Annotated in this window: 13 protein-coding genes; 5 read left to right on the top strand and 8 right to left on the bottom strand. The window is 72.6% G+C overall.

Annotation, left to right across the window (positions count from 1 at the left end; translation table 11 throughout):
- Positions 1–10 precede the first annotated feature (10 nt).
- The 6 genes from pyrB to ACILRH_RS12510 form a co-directional block, all read right to left on the bottom strand.
- Entirely contained in the window at positions 11–964 is a 954-nt protein-coding gene (gene pyrB / locus ACILRH_RS12535; RefSeq protein WP_395693749.1) for an aspartate carbamoyltransferase, read from the bottom strand.
- A gap of 15 nt (positions 965–979) precedes the next feature.
- Positions 980–1,969 (bottom strand): LLM class flavin-dependent oxidoreductase, encoded by a 990-nt coding sequence (locus tag ACILRH_RS12530; protein ID WP_395693748.1) that lies wholly within the window; start codon positions 1,967–1,969, stop codon positions 980–982.
- Positions 1,966–3,342 (bottom strand): amidohydrolase family protein, encoded by a 1,377-nt coding sequence (locus tag ACILRH_RS12525; RefSeq protein ID WP_395693746.1) that lies wholly within the window; start codon positions 3,340–3,342, stop codon positions 1,966–1,968. Before ACILRH_RS12525 ends, ACILRH_RS12530 begins: the two co-directional genes overlap by 4 nt.
- An 88-nt stretch (positions 3,343–3,430) precedes the next feature.
- Complete coding sequence (locus ACILRH_RS12520; RefSeq protein WP_395693744.1) at positions 3,431–4,678, bottom strand: PLP-dependent lyase/thiolase; 1,248 nt, start codon at positions 4,676–4,678, stop codon at positions 3,431–3,433.
- A gap of 109 nt (positions 4,679–4,787) precedes the next feature.
- Positions 4,788–6,299, bottom strand: a complete 1,512-nt coding sequence (locus ACILRH_RS12515) for a pyridoxal-phosphate dependent enzyme (RefSeq protein WP_395693742.1) — start codon at positions 6,297–6,299, stop codon at positions 4,788–4,790.
- An 11-nt stretch (positions 6,300–6,310) separates the two neighbouring features.
- Positions 6,311–7,690: an 8-oxoguanine deaminase gene (locus tag ACILRH_RS12510; protein ID WP_395693741.1), complete on the bottom strand. Its 1,380-nt coding sequence runs from the start codon at positions 7,688–7,690 to the stop codon at positions 6,311–6,313.
- A gap of 114 nt (positions 7,691–7,804) precedes the next feature.
- Between ACILRH_RS12510 and ACILRH_RS12505 the strand changes: the two genes are divergently transcribed.
- The 5 genes from ACILRH_RS12505 (at position 7,805) to ACILRH_RS12485 (ending at position 15,190) form a co-directional block, all read left to right on the top strand.
- Complete coding sequence (locus ACILRH_RS12505; protein WP_395693739.1) at positions 7,805–9,049, top strand: D-arabinono-1,4-lactone oxidase; 1,245 nt, start codon at positions 7,805–7,807, stop codon at positions 9,047–9,049.
- A gap of 112 nt (positions 9,050–9,161) precedes the next feature.
- A complete protein-coding gene (locus ACILRH_RS12500) occupies positions 9,162–9,611 on the top strand; it encodes an NAD(P)H-dependent oxidoreductase subunit E (protein ID WP_395693737.1) in 450 nt (149 codons plus the stop codon).
- Positions 9,608–11,116 (top strand): NADH-ubiquinone oxidoreductase-F iron-sulfur binding region domain-containing protein, encoded by a 1,509-nt coding sequence (locus ACILRH_RS12495; protein ID WP_395693735.1) that lies wholly within the window; start codon positions 9,608–9,610, stop codon positions 11,114–11,116. The genes ACILRH_RS12500 and ACILRH_RS12495 overlap by 4 nt, the downstream gene beginning before the upstream one ends.
- Positions 11,113–13,950, top strand: a complete 2,838-nt coding sequence (gene fdhF / locus ACILRH_RS12490) for a formate dehydrogenase subunit alpha (protein WP_395693733.1) — start codon at positions 11,113–11,115, stop codon at positions 13,948–13,950. The genes ACILRH_RS12495 and fdhF overlap by 4 nt, the downstream gene beginning before the upstream one ends.
- A gap of 7 nt (positions 13,951–13,957) precedes the next feature.
- Positions 13,958–15,190, top strand: a complete 1,233-nt coding sequence (locus ACILRH_RS12485; protein ID WP_395693731.1) for an adenosine deaminase — start codon at positions 13,958–13,960, stop codon at positions 15,188–15,190.
- Between the two features lie 24 nt (positions 15,191–15,214).
- Here the strand turns inward: ACILRH_RS12485 and ACILRH_RS12480 are convergent, their stop codons facing one another.
- Both ACILRH_RS12480 and ACILRH_RS12475 read right to left on the bottom strand, forming a co-directional pair.
- The gene (locus ACILRH_RS12480) at positions 15,215–16,387 is read right to left on the bottom strand and encodes an acyl-CoA dehydrogenase family protein (RefSeq protein ID WP_395693730.1); all 1,173 of its coding nucleotides are present in this window, start codon (positions 16,385–16,387) and stop codon (positions 15,215–15,217) included.
- Between the two features lie 153 nt (positions 16,388–16,540).
- Entirely contained in the window at positions 16,541–17,413 is an 873-nt protein-coding gene (locus tag ACILRH_RS12475) for a DUF6801 domain-containing protein (RefSeq protein WP_395693728.1), read from the bottom strand.
- Positions 17,414–17,560: the final 147 nt, after the last annotated feature.

Below are 17,560 nucleotides of genomic sequence, written 5' to 3'. Positions count from 1 at the left end.
CGCCTCCCCGCTACTCGATCGCGCCGAGGACCAGCGACAGCAGCGCCATCCTCAGGGCGACGCCGTTCGCGGCCTCCGCCCAGTAGCGGGCGTGCCGGGTGCTGTCGACGTCGGTGGTGAGCTCATCCATCCTCGGCAGCGAGTGCAGGACGATCGCGTCGCGCTTGGCCTCCGCCCGCAGCAGCGCCCCGGTGACCCGGTACGCCGCAGGCGTGGTCCCGCGCTCGGCCGTCGGGTCCACCCGGGACTCGGTGTAGTCGGCCTGGACGACCGGCTCCATGTAGATCACGTCGGCCTCGCCGAGGCACTCCTCGACGGACTCGACCTCGCGGTAGCGCACGCTGCGCTCGTCGAGCTCGACCGTGAAGTCCTCCAGCAGCGACAGCTCGGGCGGCGAGACCACCATCATGTCCATGTCGAACTGCGAGGAGGCGTAGAGGATCGAGTGCATGGTGCGCATCCGCATGTCACCGACGCAGAGGACCGACAGCCCGTCGAGCGTGCCCCGGTCCCGCCAGATGGTGTAGAGGTCGGTGAGCACCTGGGTGGGGTGCTCGCCCCAGCCGTCACCGCAGTTGATGACCGGCACCGACGCCCACCGGGCTGCCTCGTGCGGAGCGCCCTGGACGTGGTGCCGCATCGCGATCACGTCGCCGTAGTACTCCAGCATCTTGACCGTGTCCTTCATCGACTCCTGGTAGAAGTCGCCGGCGCGGGTCATCTTGGCGTCCGAGAACCCGAGCACGTGGCCCCCGAGGCGGTGCATCGCGGCCTCGGTGGAGAGCCTCGTGCGGGTGCTCGGCTGGTAGAACGCGGTGAGCAGCGTCTTGTGCCGGAGCAGGTCCGCGTTGCGCCGGTTCTCCGCGTGCGGACGAAGCTGCTCGGCCACCTCGAAGATCCGGAAGTAGTCGTCCCGCTCGACGTCCTTGAGCGAGAGGATGTCGCGTCCCAGGAAGCTTCTCATCGTGCGTTCTCCTTCTCAGACACCGAAGGTGTCGATCATCAGTCGGACGTCGTCGCCGAGGGGGTAGAGCACCGGGCAGGTCGCGCCGGCCTCGACGTACTCGGCGACCTTGGCGCGGCACTCCTCCGGACTGCCGGAGGCCGTGATCTGCTGCACCACGTCGTCGGGGACCAGCGTCATGGCGCGCCGGATCTCCTCGCGCCCGGCCGGCCAGGTGAGGACCTTGCCGATCTCCTCGATCAGCGCGGGGTCCACGCCGCTGGCCTTCATGATGTGCGGCTGCTGACCGAGGTACTGGGTCAGCAGCTCGCGGGACCGGTCCAGGGCGAGGTCACGGTCCCGGTCGACCGAGCAGACCACGAGCTGCGGCCGGTCCAGGTCGTCGACCGAGCGGCCCACCTTCTCGGCGCCGGCGGCGAGCGCCGCCATCGCCTGGGCGTTGTACGCCGGCGCGACCATGTAGTTGAGCAGCACGCCGTCGGCGATCGCGCCGGCGAGCTCCATCATCTGCATGCCGGTGGCTCCGATGTAGATCGGCACGTGCTTGGGCGAGCGGTCGCCGTGGACGACGTCGATCTCGACGTCGTCGAGGTGCACGAACTCCCCGTGGTAGGTGACCCGTTCCATCGCCAGCAGCCGGCGCGTGGCCTCGACGGTCTCCCGCATCGCCCGCAACGGCTTGCGGCGGTCGACGCCGACCTTGGTGGCCAGCGGCTCCCACCACGCACCGAGGCCGAGCACCACCCGGCCGGGGGCGAGGTCGTCGAGCGTCGAGAAGGTGGCAGCCAGCAGCCCCACGTTGCGGGTCCAGATCGGCACGATGCCCGACCCGACCTTGATCCGGCTGGTCACCGCCGCGTACGCCGCCATGGGGACCGTGGCCTCGCGGACGAGCCGGCTCTCGGCCTGCCAGACCGCCTCGAAGCCACGCTCCTCGGCGTACCGCACGTGCTCCATGCCCTCGCGCAGAGGGTGGAGGTCCTGCAGGTACATCGCGACTCTCATCGTCTGCTCCCACCGGGTTCGAAGTCGTGCGGGGCGATCGCGTCCGTCCGGACCCACAGCCGCTCGGCCTCGCGAGCGCCGTCGGCGGCCACCTCGATCTCGTCGACGCGGGTGGACCGGCGGTCAGCCACCACCAGCTCCCCGGCGACGACCACGTCCCGCACGTGGGCCGGCGAGAGCCCGAAGGTCCAATGGCCGGCCAGGTTGTCCGCGGTGAGCGGCGTCGGCGTCGGGTAGTCGAGGACGACGAGGTCGGCGGGCGCGCCCGGTCGCAGGGTGCCGAGCAACGGCTCGCCGTGGACCCGGCCGGCGAAGCGGGCTCCGTCGGTGAGCCGCTCGAGCGGCCAGCCGCCGCCGGTGGCCGCATCGGCCGCCCTGGCACGCAGGTAGGCGACCTGCGACTCGGTGACCATGTCCCCACCGATGCCGTCGGTGCCCAGCGCGACACCGATGTCGGCGCCCGGGCGGACGTGGTTGAACGGCGAGTGGCCGACCGCGTTGTTCATGTTGCTGCGGGCGTTGCAGACGACGGTCGCACCGGTGTCGACGACGGCGTGGACCTCGGCCGGGGCCAGGTGCACGCAGTGCGCCAGCAGGGCGTCACCGGTCAGGACGCCGGCGCCGTCGAGCCGCTCCACGACCCCGATCCCGTGGCGGGCGTGGGCGTCGGCCTGGTCGGCCCGGTCCTCCGCCACGTGGATGTGCACGCCGACCCCGCCGCCCCGCGCGGCCTCGACGACCTCGGCCAGGGTGGCGTCGGACATCGTGAAGGACGCGTGCGCTCCGACCATCCCCCGCGCCAGGCCGCGCGCGGTCGACGACCGGGCGAGGAACCGGCGGTTCTCGGCGACGCCGGCGGCGGCCCGCCCGGGACCGTCGCGGTCGGTGACCTCGTAGCAGAGCACGCTGCGCACGCCGAGCTCCGCGAGCGTCTCGGCGATGATGTCGAGGGAGCCGTCGATGGCGTTCGGCGAGGAGTGGTGGTCGACGATCGTCGTCGTCCCGGCGCGCAGCGCGTCCAGTCCTCCGCGCAGGGCAGCGGCACGGATCGCCCGGTCGTCGAGCGCCCGGTCGAGACGCCACCAGACCCGCTGGAGGATCTGCACGAAGCTGGTCGGCGGCGCGAGCCGGTAGGGCATCCCCCGGCTGAGCGCGGAGTAGAGGTGGTGGTGGGCGCACACGTTGCCGGGCACGACGACCGTGTCCGAGCAGTCGCGGCGCGGCACGCCGGGTGGCGCGACGCCCAGGGACACCACCCGGTCCCCCGACAGCACCACGTCGGCGGAGACGACCACCGGTGGGTCGAGGGCGACGACCACCGTCGCCCCGCACAACGCCAGCGTGAGGGCACCCTCCGGCTGGTCGGCCTGCATCGTCGCCGGCTCCTGTCGCCATGACTCGACCCTCCACGGTCGCCCGAGGGTCGACGACGCCGGTAGGGCCGATGGACCCGCACGACCCCTACCGATCGACACCGGTGAAGAGGACGCCGACCCGGTCGCCTGGGCCCACCTCCCCGGTGGCCACGAGGTCGAGCAGCCCGGCCAGACCGGCGGACCCGGTGGGGTCGACGGCGTACCCGGCCTCGTGCCCGAGCTCGTGCGCGCGCGCCAGCCGCTGCTCGGTCACCACCAGTGGCCGCCCTCCGGTGGCCAGCATCCCGGCGACGACCGCCCGCCAGTCGTAGGTCTCGTCGTCCAGGATGCCGGTGGCGATGCTGTGGGGCTCACTCTCCCAGGGCCACATGAACCGCGAGCGGTGCGAGGCGGCCTGGTGCAGCGCCGCCTCGACCTGGCTCGCCGTGGGATCCGCGGGCAGGCCGTCCCGGACCCGCGCGTAGGCGCGCTCGAGGGGGTGTCCACCGGTCGTCTGGACGGTGTGGACCCGGGGTCGGTGGTGGAGGACCCGCAGCCGCACCGACTCGTCGAGGCCCGCGATGCAGGCGCTGGCCAGCGCACCACCACCGACCTGCACGACGAGGTGGTCGAGGTCGGTGCCCTCGGCGCTCAGCACGGACGCCATCTCGTAGGCCAGGGTCTGGCCGCCCTCGATGACCAGGCCGTTCTCGTTGCCCTGGCAGGTGAAGGGGACGGCCCCGTCCGCCACCGCGGCACGCAGGTGCGCGTACGCCGGGTCGCCGCTCGCTCCCGGCTCCCGTGGGCAGGTCACCACGTCTGCGCCCAGCGCATGGAGGTCCGCGACCACCACCGGGTCCGCGTCGACGGGCACGAAGACCCGCAGCCGCCGGTCGGCGGCGCGGGCGACGACCGCCGCCGCGAGCGCCGCGTTGCCGCAGCTGGCGATCGCGAGGTCGGGTCGCACGGCGGGGTCGGCGAGGCCGAGCCGCTCCGACACCTCCAGGTGCAGCAGCACGCCCATCAGGTGCCGGCCCTTGTGCGACCCCGAGACGTTGCCGGTCTCGTCCTTGACCCAGACTCCCCCGCCGACGCCGAAGCCCAGCCGTTCGGAGAGCAGGTCGTCGCGGCCGAAGGGCGTGGCCCGGAAGCCGCGGCCGGCCACCGCCGCCACCCGGTCGTCCAGACGGGTGACGATCTCGGCCACCTGGTCGTCGCCCAGGCCGCCGGCGGTCGCGCGGCGGTGGCTGTGCAGCAGCCCGCGGTAGTGCAGGAACGGCGTCCCGCCACCGGGCCGGCCGTCCGGGAACTCCACGCGGTCGAGGTCGAGGACCCGGACGAGCAGGTGGTCCACATCGCCCCTACCCGCGTCCGGACAACGGAACGGATAGGGGTCCCGGGGATCCGGCTCGGCGCCACACGCCCAGCAGGTCAGCCCGCTCGCTCGCGGACCCACGACGCCCTCACCCGGCCCGGGCGCCGGGCACCAGGACGCCGGTGCGGGCGTTGAAGTCGGCGATCAGCTCGTCCCACGACGCGAGCCGGGAGCGCAGGTCGGTCCAGAAGCCCGGGTCGCGCCGGGCGACGAAGTCCTCGATCGAGGTGCCGCGCTGCTCGACCCAGGTGTAGTAGCCCAGGTCGAAGATGCGGTCGCGGTCGCGCGAGGTCGTCTCGAGCAGGTCACTGGTGTCCGCCCCGAGCATCCACCGGCCGAGGACCTCGGCCGCCGCGACCTCGTCGAAGCCGTCGGCGAAGTCGCGGGCGCGGATCCGCTCCCGCTCGCTGGCGTACATCGGCGCACCGTCGGTGGCCACCGTGACGACGACGTCCTCGGGACCGAGGTCGAGATGCTTGGCGAGCTTCACCGCGGCGACCACGTTGCAGATGCTCGACAGTCCGAACGACGGCAGGGCGGCGAGGACATCGTCCGGCACGCCCCGCCGCCCGGCGAGGTGGGCCAGGCCGGCGGGATCGCTGAACATGACCGAGAGCTGGTCGGTGGCGCGGTCGGTGACGTCGACGACCACGTCGGTGTTGTGGACGTGGTGGATCAGCGGGATGTGCTTGTCGCCGATGCCCTGGATGTTGTGCGAGCCGAAGCCGTTGCGCAGCATCGTCGGGCACTCCAGCGCCTCGACGGCGACCACGGCGGCGCCGTACTCCTCCTTGAGGTGGTCGCCGGCGCCGAGCGTCCCGGCCGAGCCGGACGCCGAGACGAACGCGCGCAGGCGCAGGTGCTCGTCGGTGGCGCGCAGGTGCTCGAAGACGGCGGCCAGGGCCGCGCCGGTGCAGAGCCGGTGCACGAGGTGGTTGCCGAACTCCGAGAACTGGTTGATGACCACGTTCCTGGGGTCGGCCCCGAGCTCGTCGCAGGCCTCGTAGATCTCCCGCACGTTGCTCTCGGTCCCCGGTGTCGTGACGACGTCCTCCGGCGCGGTCACCCAGCGGCGGAGCCACGCAAACCGCTCCTGGCTCATGCCCTCGGGGAGCACGGCCACACCGCGGCAGCCGAGGATCCGGGAGATCGCCACCCCGCCACGGCAGTAGTTGCCGGTCGACGGCCACACCGCGCGCTGCTCCCCGGGGTCGAACGCACCGGTGACGATCCGGGGGACCAGGCAGGCATACGCGGCGAGCACCTTGTGGGCCCGGATCATCGGGAACCGGTCACCGAGGACGACCGCGATGCGGGCGTCGACGCCGGTGAGCTCCCGGGGCAGCACGACGTGCGCCGGCACCGCCTGCCGGCCGGTGCGGGCGGCGTCGTTGTACCAGTGGATGCGGAAGAGGTTGAGCGGGTCGACGTCGTCGGGGCCGACATGCGCGAGGGCATCGGTGACCGGTGCCGGGATCCGCGCCGGGTCGGCGAGCTCCGCCAGGGTGGGCAGCACGATGCCGGCGGCCCGGAAGTGCTCGACGGCCCGGTCGCGCACGACGCGGTCGACCAGCTCGGTCCCGACTCCGAGTGACGTCATGGGTCCTCCGATCAGTCTCGTCCGGCCAGCCGCTGCAGGCGACCGGCTGCCGTGCGGTGACGGCGCAGCATCTCCTCCAGGCCCGGGTGCACGAGCGCGCCGTCGACCACGACCGCCCGGCCCGCGACCACCGTGTGGCGGGCTGCGACGGGGCCGCACCGCAGCCAGGCCTCGACGGGATCTGTCAGCGCCCCGGCGAACGGGATCCCGGTCAACGGCCAGCAGACGAGGTCTCCCACAGCACCCGGGGCGAGCGTGCCGAGCTCACCGGCGCGTCCCAGGCACGCGGCGGAGCCGCGGGTGGCGACGTCGAGCACGTCCCGAGCGGTCATCCCGGCCGGCCCCCTGCGCTGGTGGCCCAGCAGCAGCGCCGTCCTGGCCTCCAGCCAGAGGGAGGCGTGGTCGGTCGACGCCGAGCCGTCGCACCCGAGCCCGACCGGCACACCCGCGGCGCGGAGCTCGGCGACCGGCGCCATCCCGCCGCCACCGATCAGCATGTTCGACGAGGGGCAGTGCGCGACGCCGACGCCGGCCGCGCCGAGCCGACGCACCTCGTCCTCGTTCGGGTAGATGCAGTGCGCCACCCAGCTGCGGTCGGTGAGCCAGCCCACGTCCTCGAAGTGGTCGATGGTGCGCTTGCCGAACGCCTTCGCCGCGAAACGGTCCTCGTCGGGGTCCTCGGCCAGGTGCGTGTGCAGCCGGACGTCGAGGCGTTCGGCCAGCTCCGCCGTGCGCCGCATCAGGTCGGTGGAGACCGAGAACGGCGAGCAGGGGGCCAGCGCGATGCGCACCATCGCCCCCCACGACCGGTCGTGGTGCAGGTCGACGAGCCGCTCGCTGTCGGCGAGGATCTCGTCGTCGTCCTGGACGACCGAGTCCGGCGGCAGGCCACCGTCTGCCTCTCCCAGGCTCATCGAGCCGCGCGTGGGGTGGAAGCGCACCCCGAGCTCCTGCGCGGCGGTGATCTCGGCGGAGACGAGGTCGCCGCCGTGACGCGGATGGACGTAGAGGTGGTCCGTCGTCGTCGTGCACCCGCCGAGGGCGAGCTCGGCCAACCCCACCCAGGCCGAGAGGTACGCCGCCTCCTCGTCCAGGCCGGCCCACAGGGGGTAGAGCGTCGTGAGCCAGGTGAACAGCGAGGCGTTGAGCGCAGGGCGGTAGGCGCGCGTGAGGTTCTGGTAGATGTGGTGGTGGGTGTTGACCAGGCCCGGCGTGACCAGGCAGTCGTCGGCCCGCAGCACCCGCGCCGCAGGCGGTCGCTCGTCGCCCGGTCCCCCGACCGCCGCCACCAGGCCGCCCTCGACGGCGACCCACCCTCCGGGGATCTCACGGTCGTCGGCGTCGAGTGTTGCCACCAGCTCGGCCCCGTCGATCAACAGCTCGACGGTCACCCTTCGACGGTAGCCATGCCGCCACCGCCGCGTGCCCGTTTCGCGCGACCGGCGCAGTGACACCGACGACCCCGTCCGACCGGACGTCGGCGGCGGCGGCGTACATTCCCGAGGATGCGCAACTGGGCCGGCAACGTCGTCTACTCCTCCGACGACCTCAGGTCACCCCACACCGTCGATGAGCTGCAGGAGCTGGTCGCCAGCAGCCCGCAGGTGCGGGCGACGGGCACCCGGCACTCCTTCTCCGACGTCGTCGACACCAGCGGCGTCCTCGTCAGCACGGCAGCCCTGGACCTCGCCGTCGAGGTCGACGCGACGACAGGCGTCGCGTGGGTCCCCGCCGCATCCACCTACGCCCAGGTCGCGCCGGTCCTCGACCGGGCGGGGTGGGCGTTGCACAACATGGGCTCGCTCCCGCACATCTCCGTCGGCGGCGCGTGCGCGACCGGCACCCACGGATCGGGAGTCCGCAACGGCTGCCTGGCCTCGGGCGTGGTGGGGGTCGAGCTGGTGACGGGGACCGGGGAGCTGGTCACCGGTCGGCCGGGTGACCCGGACTTCCCGGGCATGGTGCTCGCGCTGGGATCGCTCGGGGTCGCCACCCGGCTGGCCCTGCGGCTCGAGCCCACCTACCCCGTGCGGCAGGAGGTGGTACTCGACGTGCCGATCACGTCCGCGGTCGACCACGTCGCGGAGATCCTGGGTGCGGCCCACAGCGTCAGCCTCTTCCTCTCCTTCCGGGACCCGGCCGTGGTCGACTCGGTCTGGCTCAAGCACCGCGGTGCGACCGCGTCGGAGCCAGGCCTGCTGTGGGGCGGACGGCGCGCGGAGGCCGCCGTGCATCCCATCGTCGGGTTCCCGGCGGACGCCGCCACCGACCAGCTGGGCACGTCCGGGCCGTGGCACGAGCGCCTGCCCCACTTCAGGCCGTCGTTCACCCCCAGCGCGGGCGACGAGATCCAGTCCGAGCTCTTCGTCCCCCTGGACCGCGCGGCCGAGGTGCTGTCCGCCGTGGCGGCCAGGTCCGCGCGGATCGCTCCGGCCCTGCAGGTGATGGAGATCCGCACGGTGGCTGCCGACGACATGTGGCTGAGCCCCTTCCACGACCGCGCGACGCTGGCCGTCCACGCCACCTGGGTCTCCGACCCACGGCTCGTCGCGCCGGCCCTCGCGGAGCTCGAGCAGGTCCTCATGCCCTTCGGGCCGCGCCCCCACTGGGCGAAGCACTTCACCCGCTTCGACAGGGACTGGGCCGAGAGCGCCTACCCACGGCTCCCCGACTTCCGCGCCCTGGCCCAGCGCCTCGACCCGGACCGACGGTTCGTCAACGACTTCGTCGTGCGCCTGGGCCTGCGCTGACCCCGGAGCGCCGACGACCCGCCCTCCGGCTGACCCGGCTGACCTGTTCGCCGGACCCGCCGTCGTCTCGCGCCCTACGATGCTGTGACCAGCGCCACTTCGGAGCCGCTCGATGTCCACCGCGTCCACGACCGCCAGATCGACGCTCGTGAGCGCCATCGCGGCGGCGCACCTCGCGGAGCGCGGGCCCCTGCTGCCGGTCCTCCACGACGTCATGGCCGAGCTCGGCCACGTCGCCCGCGAGGACGTCGAGACGATCGCCGCGGCGCTCAACCTGTCGGTCGCCGAGGTGCACGGCGTGGTCAGCTTCTACCGCGACTTCCGCACCGAGCCACCGGCGGCGCACACCGTCGCGCTGTGCCGGGGCGAGGCCTGCCAGGCGGTCGGGGCCGAGGCGCTGTACGACGCCGCGCGCGCCGGCGCCCTCGGGGACGGCGTCGAGGTGGCGGAGGTCTTCTGCCTCGGCAACTGCGCGCTCGGGCCGTCCGGCACCGTCGACGGGCGCCTCCACGGCCGGCTGTCCACCGAGCGCCTCGAGGAGCTGACGGGAGGCTGGCCGTGACCGGCGGGACCGCCCGGGTGTTCGTCCCGGCCGACGCCGCCGCGGTGTCGGTCGGCGCCGACGAGGTCGCCGCCGTCTTCGCGGCGGCCGGTGCGCAGGTGGTCCGCACGGGCTCGCGGGGCATGCTCTGGCTCGAGCCCCTGGTCGAGGTCGAGACGCCGGCCGGGCGCGTCGGTCACGCCCACGTCACGCCCGACGACGTCGAGGCCGTCCTGACGGGCGAGGCGGCCGGGATCGGCGTGGTCGACGAGCACCCGTGGCTGACGTCCCAGCACCGGGTGACCTTCGCGCGGGTGGGCCTGGTCGACCCTGCCTCGATCACCGACTACGAGGCACGCGGCGGCTGGGCCGGGCTGCGCCGGGCGCTCACGCTCTCGCCGGCCGCGGTGGTGCAGGAGGTCACCGCGTCCGGGCTGCGCGGCCGTGGTGGCGCCGGCTTCCCGGCAGGCCGGAAGTGGCAGACGGTGGCCGCGACCGAGTCCGACCTCAAGCTCGTCGCCTGCAACCTCGACGAGGGCGACTCCGGCACGTTCGCCGACCGGATGCTCGTCGAGGGCGACCCGTTCACGCTGATCGAGGGCATGACCATCGCGGCCCACGCCGTCGGGGCCAGCGAGGGCTACGTCTACGTCCGCTCGGAGTACCCGCACGCCATCGCCGCCCTGCGGCGAGCGGTCGACGCGGCGTACGCCCACGGCTACCTCGGCCGCGACGTGCTCGGCTCCGGGCTGGACCTCGACCTGCACGTCCGCGTCGGGGCGGGCGCCTACATCTGCGGCGAGGAGTCCTCGATGCTCGAGAGCCTCGAGGGACGGCGCGGCGAGGTCCGGGCGCGCCCGCCGATCCCGGCCGTCCGGGGCCTGTGGGGCAGGCCGACCGCGGTCAACAACGTGCTGACGCTGGCCACCGTGCCGACAATCCTCGCGGACGGCGGTGCGGCGTACGCGGCGCTGGGCACCGACAGGTCCCGCGGCACCCAGGTCTTCCAGCTCGCCGGCAACGTCCGCCGGGGCGGCATCGTCGAGCTGCCGTTTGGGGTGTCGCTCCGCGAGCTCGTCGAGGAGTACGGCGGCGGCACCCTGACCGGGCGTCCCGTGCGCGCCGTCCAGGTCGGTGGGCCGCTCGGCGCCTACGTCGCGGCGTCGGGTCTCGACGTGCCGATGGACTACGAGGCGCTCGCCGACGCGGGCGCGATGCTCGGCCACGGCGGCATCGTCGTCTTCGACGACACCGTCGACATGGCACGGATGGCCCGGTTCGCGATGGAGTTCTGCTCGATCGAGTCGTGCGGCAAGTGCACCCCGTGCCGCATCGGGTCGGTCCGCGGCGTCGAGACCATCGACCGGATCATCGCCGGGGGCGACGTCGAGGCCGACCTGGCCCTGCTCGACGACCTCTGCGAGACCATGGTCAAGGGGTCGCTGTGCGCCATGGGCGGGCTGACGCCGATGCCCGTGCGGAGCGCCCTGCGCCACTTCCCCGAGGACTTCGAGGCCCGCCGATGAGCAGCGACACCTGGGCGCCCGAGCCCGACCTGGGCACGCCGGCCGTCACCGACGCGCCGCTCGTCCGCGTCAGCGTCGACGGTCGGGAGGTCGCGGTCCCCGCCGGCACGTCCGTGCTGCGGGCGGCCCGCGAGGCCGGCGTACCCGTCCCGACGCTGTGCGCCACCGACTCCCTGGCGGCCTTCGGCTCGTGCCGGATGTGCCTGGTGGAGGTCGACGGGACGAACGGCACGCCGGCCTCCTGCACGACCCCGTGCACCGACGGGATGGTCGTGAGCACGCAGAGCGCGACGGTGCGCGAGCTGCGCCGCAACGTGATGGAGCTCTACCTCTCCGACCACCCCGAGGACTGCGACGGCTGTGCACGGGGCAGCTGCGAGATCCAGGAGCTGGCGGCCACCGTCGGGTCCGCCGAGGTCCGCTACGGGCGACCGGGCTCCCGCGACGAGGTCGCCCACCCCGCGCCGGTCGACCTGAGCAACCCGTACTTCGGCTTCGACCCCGCCTCGTGCATCGTCTGCTCCCGCTGCGTCCGCGCCTGTGCCGAGACGCAGGGCACCTTCGCACTCACCGTCGAGGGTCGCGGCTTCGAGTCGCGGATCAGCGCGGGCGGCACCGACCTCCTCTCCTCGGAGTGCGTCTCGTGCGGCGCCTGCGTGCAGGCGTGCCCGACCTCTGCGCTGCAGGAGCACTCCCTCGTCGCGCTGGGCATGCCGACCCGGTCGGTGGAGACCACCTGCGCCTACTGCGGCGTCGGCTGCTCGTTCCGTGCCGAGGTGAGCGGGGAGGGTCCCGACACGCGGGTGGTCCGGATGGTGCCGTCGAAGTCGGGACGTGCCAACGAGGGACACAGCTGCGTGAAGGGCAGGTTCGCCTTCGGCTACGCCTCGCACCGGGACCGCAGGCTCCACCCGATGGTGCGCGAGTCGATCGACGACGAGTGGCGCCAGGTCTCCTGGGACGAGGCCATCGGCCGGGTCGCCGAGGGTCTCAAGGCGCTCCAGGCCGAGCACGGCGTCGGGGCCATCGGGGGCATCTCCTCGAGCCGGTGCACCAACGAGGAGGTCTACGTCGTCCAGCAGCTGGTGCGCGCGGCGTTCGGCAACAACAACGTCGACACGTGTGCGCGGGTGTGCCACTCCCCCACCGGCTACGGCCTGAAGCAGACCTTCGGGACCTCCGCAGGGACCCAGGACTTCCGGTCGGTCGCCGAGGCGGACGTGATCCTGCTGATCGGAGCCAACCCGACCGACGCGCACCCCGTGTTCGCCTCGCGGATGAAGCGGCGGCTGCGCGAGGGCGCCCGGCTGATCGTGGTCGACCCGCGCCGGATCGACCTGGTGCGCAGCCCGCACGTCGAGGCGGCGTACCACCTGCCCGTCCTGCCCGGCGCGAACGTGGCGCTCGTCAACGCGATGGCCCACGTCGTCGTGACCGAGGGCCTCCACGACGAGGAGTTCCTGCGGGAGCGCTGCGAGGACACCGCCGACTACCTCGCCTTCATCACCGACCCGGTGAACTCACCGGAGTCGGTGACCGAGGCGACCGGCGCCGACCCGCAGGAGGTCCGGGCCGCCGCTCGCCTCTACGCCTGCGGCGGCAACGCCGCGATCTACTACGGGCTCGGCGTCACCGAGCACTCCCAGGGCTCGACGATGGTGATGGGGATGGCCAACCTCGCCATGCTCACCGGCAACATCGGTCGCGAGGGGGTCGGGGTGAACCCGCTCCGCGGGCAGAACAACGTGCAGGGCTCCTGCGACATGGGGTCCTTCCCCCACGAGCTCCCGGGCTACCGGCACGTGTCCGACGACGAGGTCCGCGGCGTCTACGAGCGGCTCTGGGGTCGCACCATCGACCCGGAGCCGGGACTGCGGATCCCGAACATGCTCGACGCCGCGCTCGCCGGAACGTTCCGTGGGCTCTACGTCCAGGGCGAGGACATCGCCCAGTCCGACCCGGACACGCGGCACGTCGAGGCGGCGCTGCGGGCGATGGACCTCGTCGTCGTCCAGGACCTGTTCCTCAACGAGACCGCGCGCTTCGCGCACGTCTTCCTCCCGGGCACGTCGTTCCTCGAGAAGGACGGCACCTTCACCAACGCCGAGCGCCGGCTCAACCGGGTCCGGCCCGTGTTCGCGCCGCTGACCGGCGTGGACGAGTGGGAGGTCACCTGCGCGATCGGCCGGGCGATGGGCTACGACATGTCCTACGCCAGCGCGTCGGAGATCATGGACGAGATCGCCGCCACCACGCCGACGTTCGCGGGCGTCTCCTTCGCGCGGCTCGACGAGGTCGGCTCGATGCAGTGGCCGGTCTACGACGACACCTCGACCGGGACGCCGGTGATGCACGTCGGTGAGTTCGTGCGGGGAAAGGGGAGGCTGGTCCGGACGGTGTTCGTGCCGACCACCGAGCGGTCGACCCGGAGGTTCCCGCTGATCCTGACCACGGGACGGATCCTCAGCCAGTACAACGTCGGCGCCCAGACGCGGCGGACTGCCAACAACACCTGGCACCCGGCGGACGTCCTGGAGATCCACCCCGCCGATGCTGAGGTGCGCGGCATCTCCACGGGCGACCTCGTCGACCTGTCCAGCCGGGTCGGCTCGACGACGTTGCGGGCGCAGGTGACCGACCGCATGCAGCCGGGCGTCGTCTACACGACGTTCCACCACCCGGTCACGGGTGCCAACGTCGTGACGACGGAGAACTCCGACTGGGCCACCAACTGTCCCGAGTACAAGGTGACCGCCGTGCAGGTGGGCGTGGCCAACGCGCGGGGTGAGCAGGCCCTCGCCGAGACCCGCGACGCCGCTGGAGCCCACGCGTGAGCACGCCATGACCGCTCCCGCCGAAGCACGCATGGGCAACCAGATCGCCCGCCAGTTCGCGCACCTGCCCGCGGACGAGGCGGCCGACGCCGTCGCGCGGCACATCGAGTCCTTCTGGGACCCCCGCATGCGCCGTACGCTCCAGGCCCTCGTCGCCGCCCACGACCAGTCCCTCGACCCGGTCCTGGTGGCCGCGGCGGGACGGCTCGCCGGACCACGTGCGACGCGACGCCCGCCGACCGTCACACCACCCACCGTCGAGCTGCACGTCCATCTCGAGGGCACCCTGGAGCCGGCGACCATCTTCGCGGCCGCGCGGGCCAACGACCTGCCGACGCCCGCGGCGAGCGTGGAGGAGCTCGCGGCCCGCTACGAGTTCGAGGACCTCCAGTCCTTCCTCGACATCTACTACGCGAACCTCGTCGTGATGCGCACGGCGGAGGACTTCTACGCGATGACCGAGAGGTACCTGCTGCGGGCCCACGCGGCGAACGTGCGGCGCGCGGAGCTGTTCCTCGATCCGCAGACGCACCTGGAGAACGGGATCGACCTGGCCGTGGTCATGAAGGGCGTCACCGCGGCGATGGCCGCCCACCCGGAGGTGTCCACCGGCCTGATCGCGTGCTTCCTGCGCCATCTCGGCCCGGAGGCGGCCGTCGCGGCCTACGAGGCGCTCGAGCCGCACCGCGCGTCACTCCTCGGCATCGGGCTGGACTCGTCCGAGGTCGGCTTCCCCAACCGCGACTTCGCCGAGGTCTTCGAGCGGGCCGGCGCCGACGGCCTGCACCGTGTCGCTCATGCCGGCGAGGAGGGTGGACCGGACAACATCATCGACTCGCTCGACCTGCTCGGCGTCGAGCGGATCGACCACGGGGTGCGCTGTCTCGAGGACCCGCACCTCGTGGCCCGGTTGGTCCGCGACCGGGTCCCCCTCACGGTGTGCCCGCAGTCCAACGTGCGGCTCCGGGTCGTCGACCACATGCGGGACCACCCGCTCGGCAGGATGCTCGACCTCGGCCTGCTGGTCAGCGTCCACAGCGATGACCCGGCCTACTTCGGTGGCTACGTCGACGACAACTACCGCGCCGTCACCGAGGACCTCGGCCTCACCAGGACGGACCTGCGCCGCCTTGCCGACAACTCGGTCGAGTCCGCCTTCGTCGGGTCCGAGGAGCGGGCGGAGCTCCACGCCGCGGTCGAGGCGTGGTTCGACGCCGAGGAGCACGCGCTCAGGCCCTGAGCCTCACCGCGGGTGGTGGGCGCCTCAGACCTGGCTCTGCACGCCGGCGAGGAGCTGGCGGGCGATGACGATGCGCTGGACCTGGTTGGTGCCCTCGTAGATCTGGGTGATCTTCGCGTCGCGCATCATCCGCTCGACGGGGTAGTCCCGGGTGTAGCCGTAGCCGCCGAGGACCTGGACCGCGTCGGTGGTGACCTGCATCGCCACATCCGAGGCGAAGCACTTCGCGGCCGCGCCGAAGAACGTCAGGTCGGCGTCGCCGCGCTCGGACTTCCCGGCCGCGGCATAGGTCATCTGCCGGGCCGCCTCGACCTTCATCCCCATGTCGGCCAGCAGGAACTGCAGCCCCTGGAAGTCGCTGATCGGCTTACCGAACTGCCGGCGCTCCTGCGCGTAGTCCAGCGCGTAGTCCAGCGCGCCCTGGGCGATCCCGACCGCCTGCGCCGCGATCGTGACCCTCGTGTGGTCCAGGGTCCGCATCGCGGTCTCGAACCCGGTCCCCTCCGCCCCGATCATCCGGTCCGCCGGGATCCGGACGTTGTCCAGGTACACCTCACGGGTCGGGGAGCCCTTGATGCCCAGCTTCTTCTCCGGCGCCCCGAACGACACCCCCTCGTCGGACCTCTCCACCACGAACGCGCTGATCCCCTTGGACCGCTGGTCGGGGTCGGTCACCGCCATCACGGTGTAGAACTCGCTCACCCCCGCGTTGGTGATCCACCGCTTCACCCCGTTGAGCACCCACGTGTCGCCGTCGCGGACCGCGCGGGTCTTCATCCCGACCGCGTCCGACCCCGCGTCCGGCTCGGACAGGCAGTAGGAGAACCCACCCTCACCGGCCGCGAGCCTCCCGAGGTAGTGCTTCTTGAGGTCCTCCGACCCGGCCAGCTGCACCGGCAGCGACCCCAGCTTGTTCACCGCCGGGATCAGCGAGGACGACGCACACGCCCGGGCGACCTCCTCGATCACGATCACCGTGGCCAGCGCGTCGGCCCCCGCACCGCCGTACTCCTCGGGCACGTGCGGGGCGTGGAAGTCCGCCGCCAGCAGCGCCGCGGCTGCCTCCTCGGGATAGCGCGCGTGCTCGTCGACGTCCGCCGCGAACGGCGCGACCTTCGCATCACACACCGCACGCACGGCCTCACGCACCGCCACGTGCTCCTCGGACAGGCCGTAGAGAGGGAACTCGGAGCTCATGGGCCGGACTCTACTCGGCGGTAACCGCAGGTCCGCGTCGAGGCGTCCTCGCGGGGACGAGCCGATCCGACCGCGTCCGGACGCACGGACGCCCGGCCGGTGCGGGACCGGCCGGGCGTCGGGTGGTGCGGTGGTGCGGGGTCTAGCTGATCGTCACTTCTTGACCGTCAGCGTGGTCTTGACGCTGCTGCCCTTGACCGACGGAGTGGCGACGTAGCTGACCGTCACGTTGTACCTGCCGGCCTTCGTCATCTTCGGCAGCGCGATGGTGGCCTTGCCGTTCTTGACCGTGCCCGAGTACGACTTCTTGCCGATCTTGGCCGAGACCTTGCCGGAGGCCACCAGGTCGCCCTTGACGGTGCTGGCCACGGTGACGGGCATCTTGGAGGGCTTGCCCACCTTGGCCGTCACCGGCTTGACGGTGAGCTTGGAGCCCTGTCGGGTCAGGGTGACCGTGCCGACCTTCGACGCGGTCGTGTCGGCCTTGAGCTCGCACGCGAGCGGGACGTCACCGAAGCCGGGCACGTCCTGGGCGGTGAAGGTCAGGGCCCCCGGCATCATCACGTCGACCGAGCCGGGCGCGCCGGTCACGAACGCCTTGCTCTTGCCGGTGGCGTTCCACGTGGCCGTGGCGGGGTTGCTGTCCGGGTCCTGGGTGACGTCACCGGCGAGCGGCACGCCGGCGCTCTTCGAGCCCATCTTGAAGGCGAAGTCGTCGGCCCGGGCCTTGGTGACGCTGAAGCCGTTGAGCAGTGCGGTGGTGCCCGCGTCGAGGTGAGCGACCGCAGTGGCGCTGATCGCCTTCGCAGGGACCAGCACGCCGGCCGGGTAGGTCGTGCCCGGGTTGGAGGTGACCTCGAGAGGCACGTCGAAGGTGCCGCCGAGCGGGTTGGCGCAGGTGTAGGTGTTCGACACCGGGTCCGCCGCGTTGGCGGAGACACCGGTGGCGCCGACCAGCGCGCCGGCGACGAGCGCGGTCGAGGCGCCGGCGATCGCGGTGCGGACGGAGATACGGCGAAGGTTCATGAAGAGTGCTCCTCCCGAGCAGCTCGAATGGCACTACCCACAGGTAGCAAGACAACGTCCGCACGTTATCCGCTGACCCCGCCCGCGCGAGGCAGAACCTGCGAAGATTGGGGAAATCCTCAGGACGCACAGCCCCCTCCTAGGCTG

It is taken from the genome of Nocardioides sp. (genome assembly GCF_044226765.1).
GTDB lineage: Bacteria > Actinomycetota > Actinomycetes > Propionibacteriales > Nocardioidaceae > Nocardioides.
Note: the sequence above shows the minus strand (reverse complement) of the source record. Positions and strands in the feature narration are given on the sequence as shown.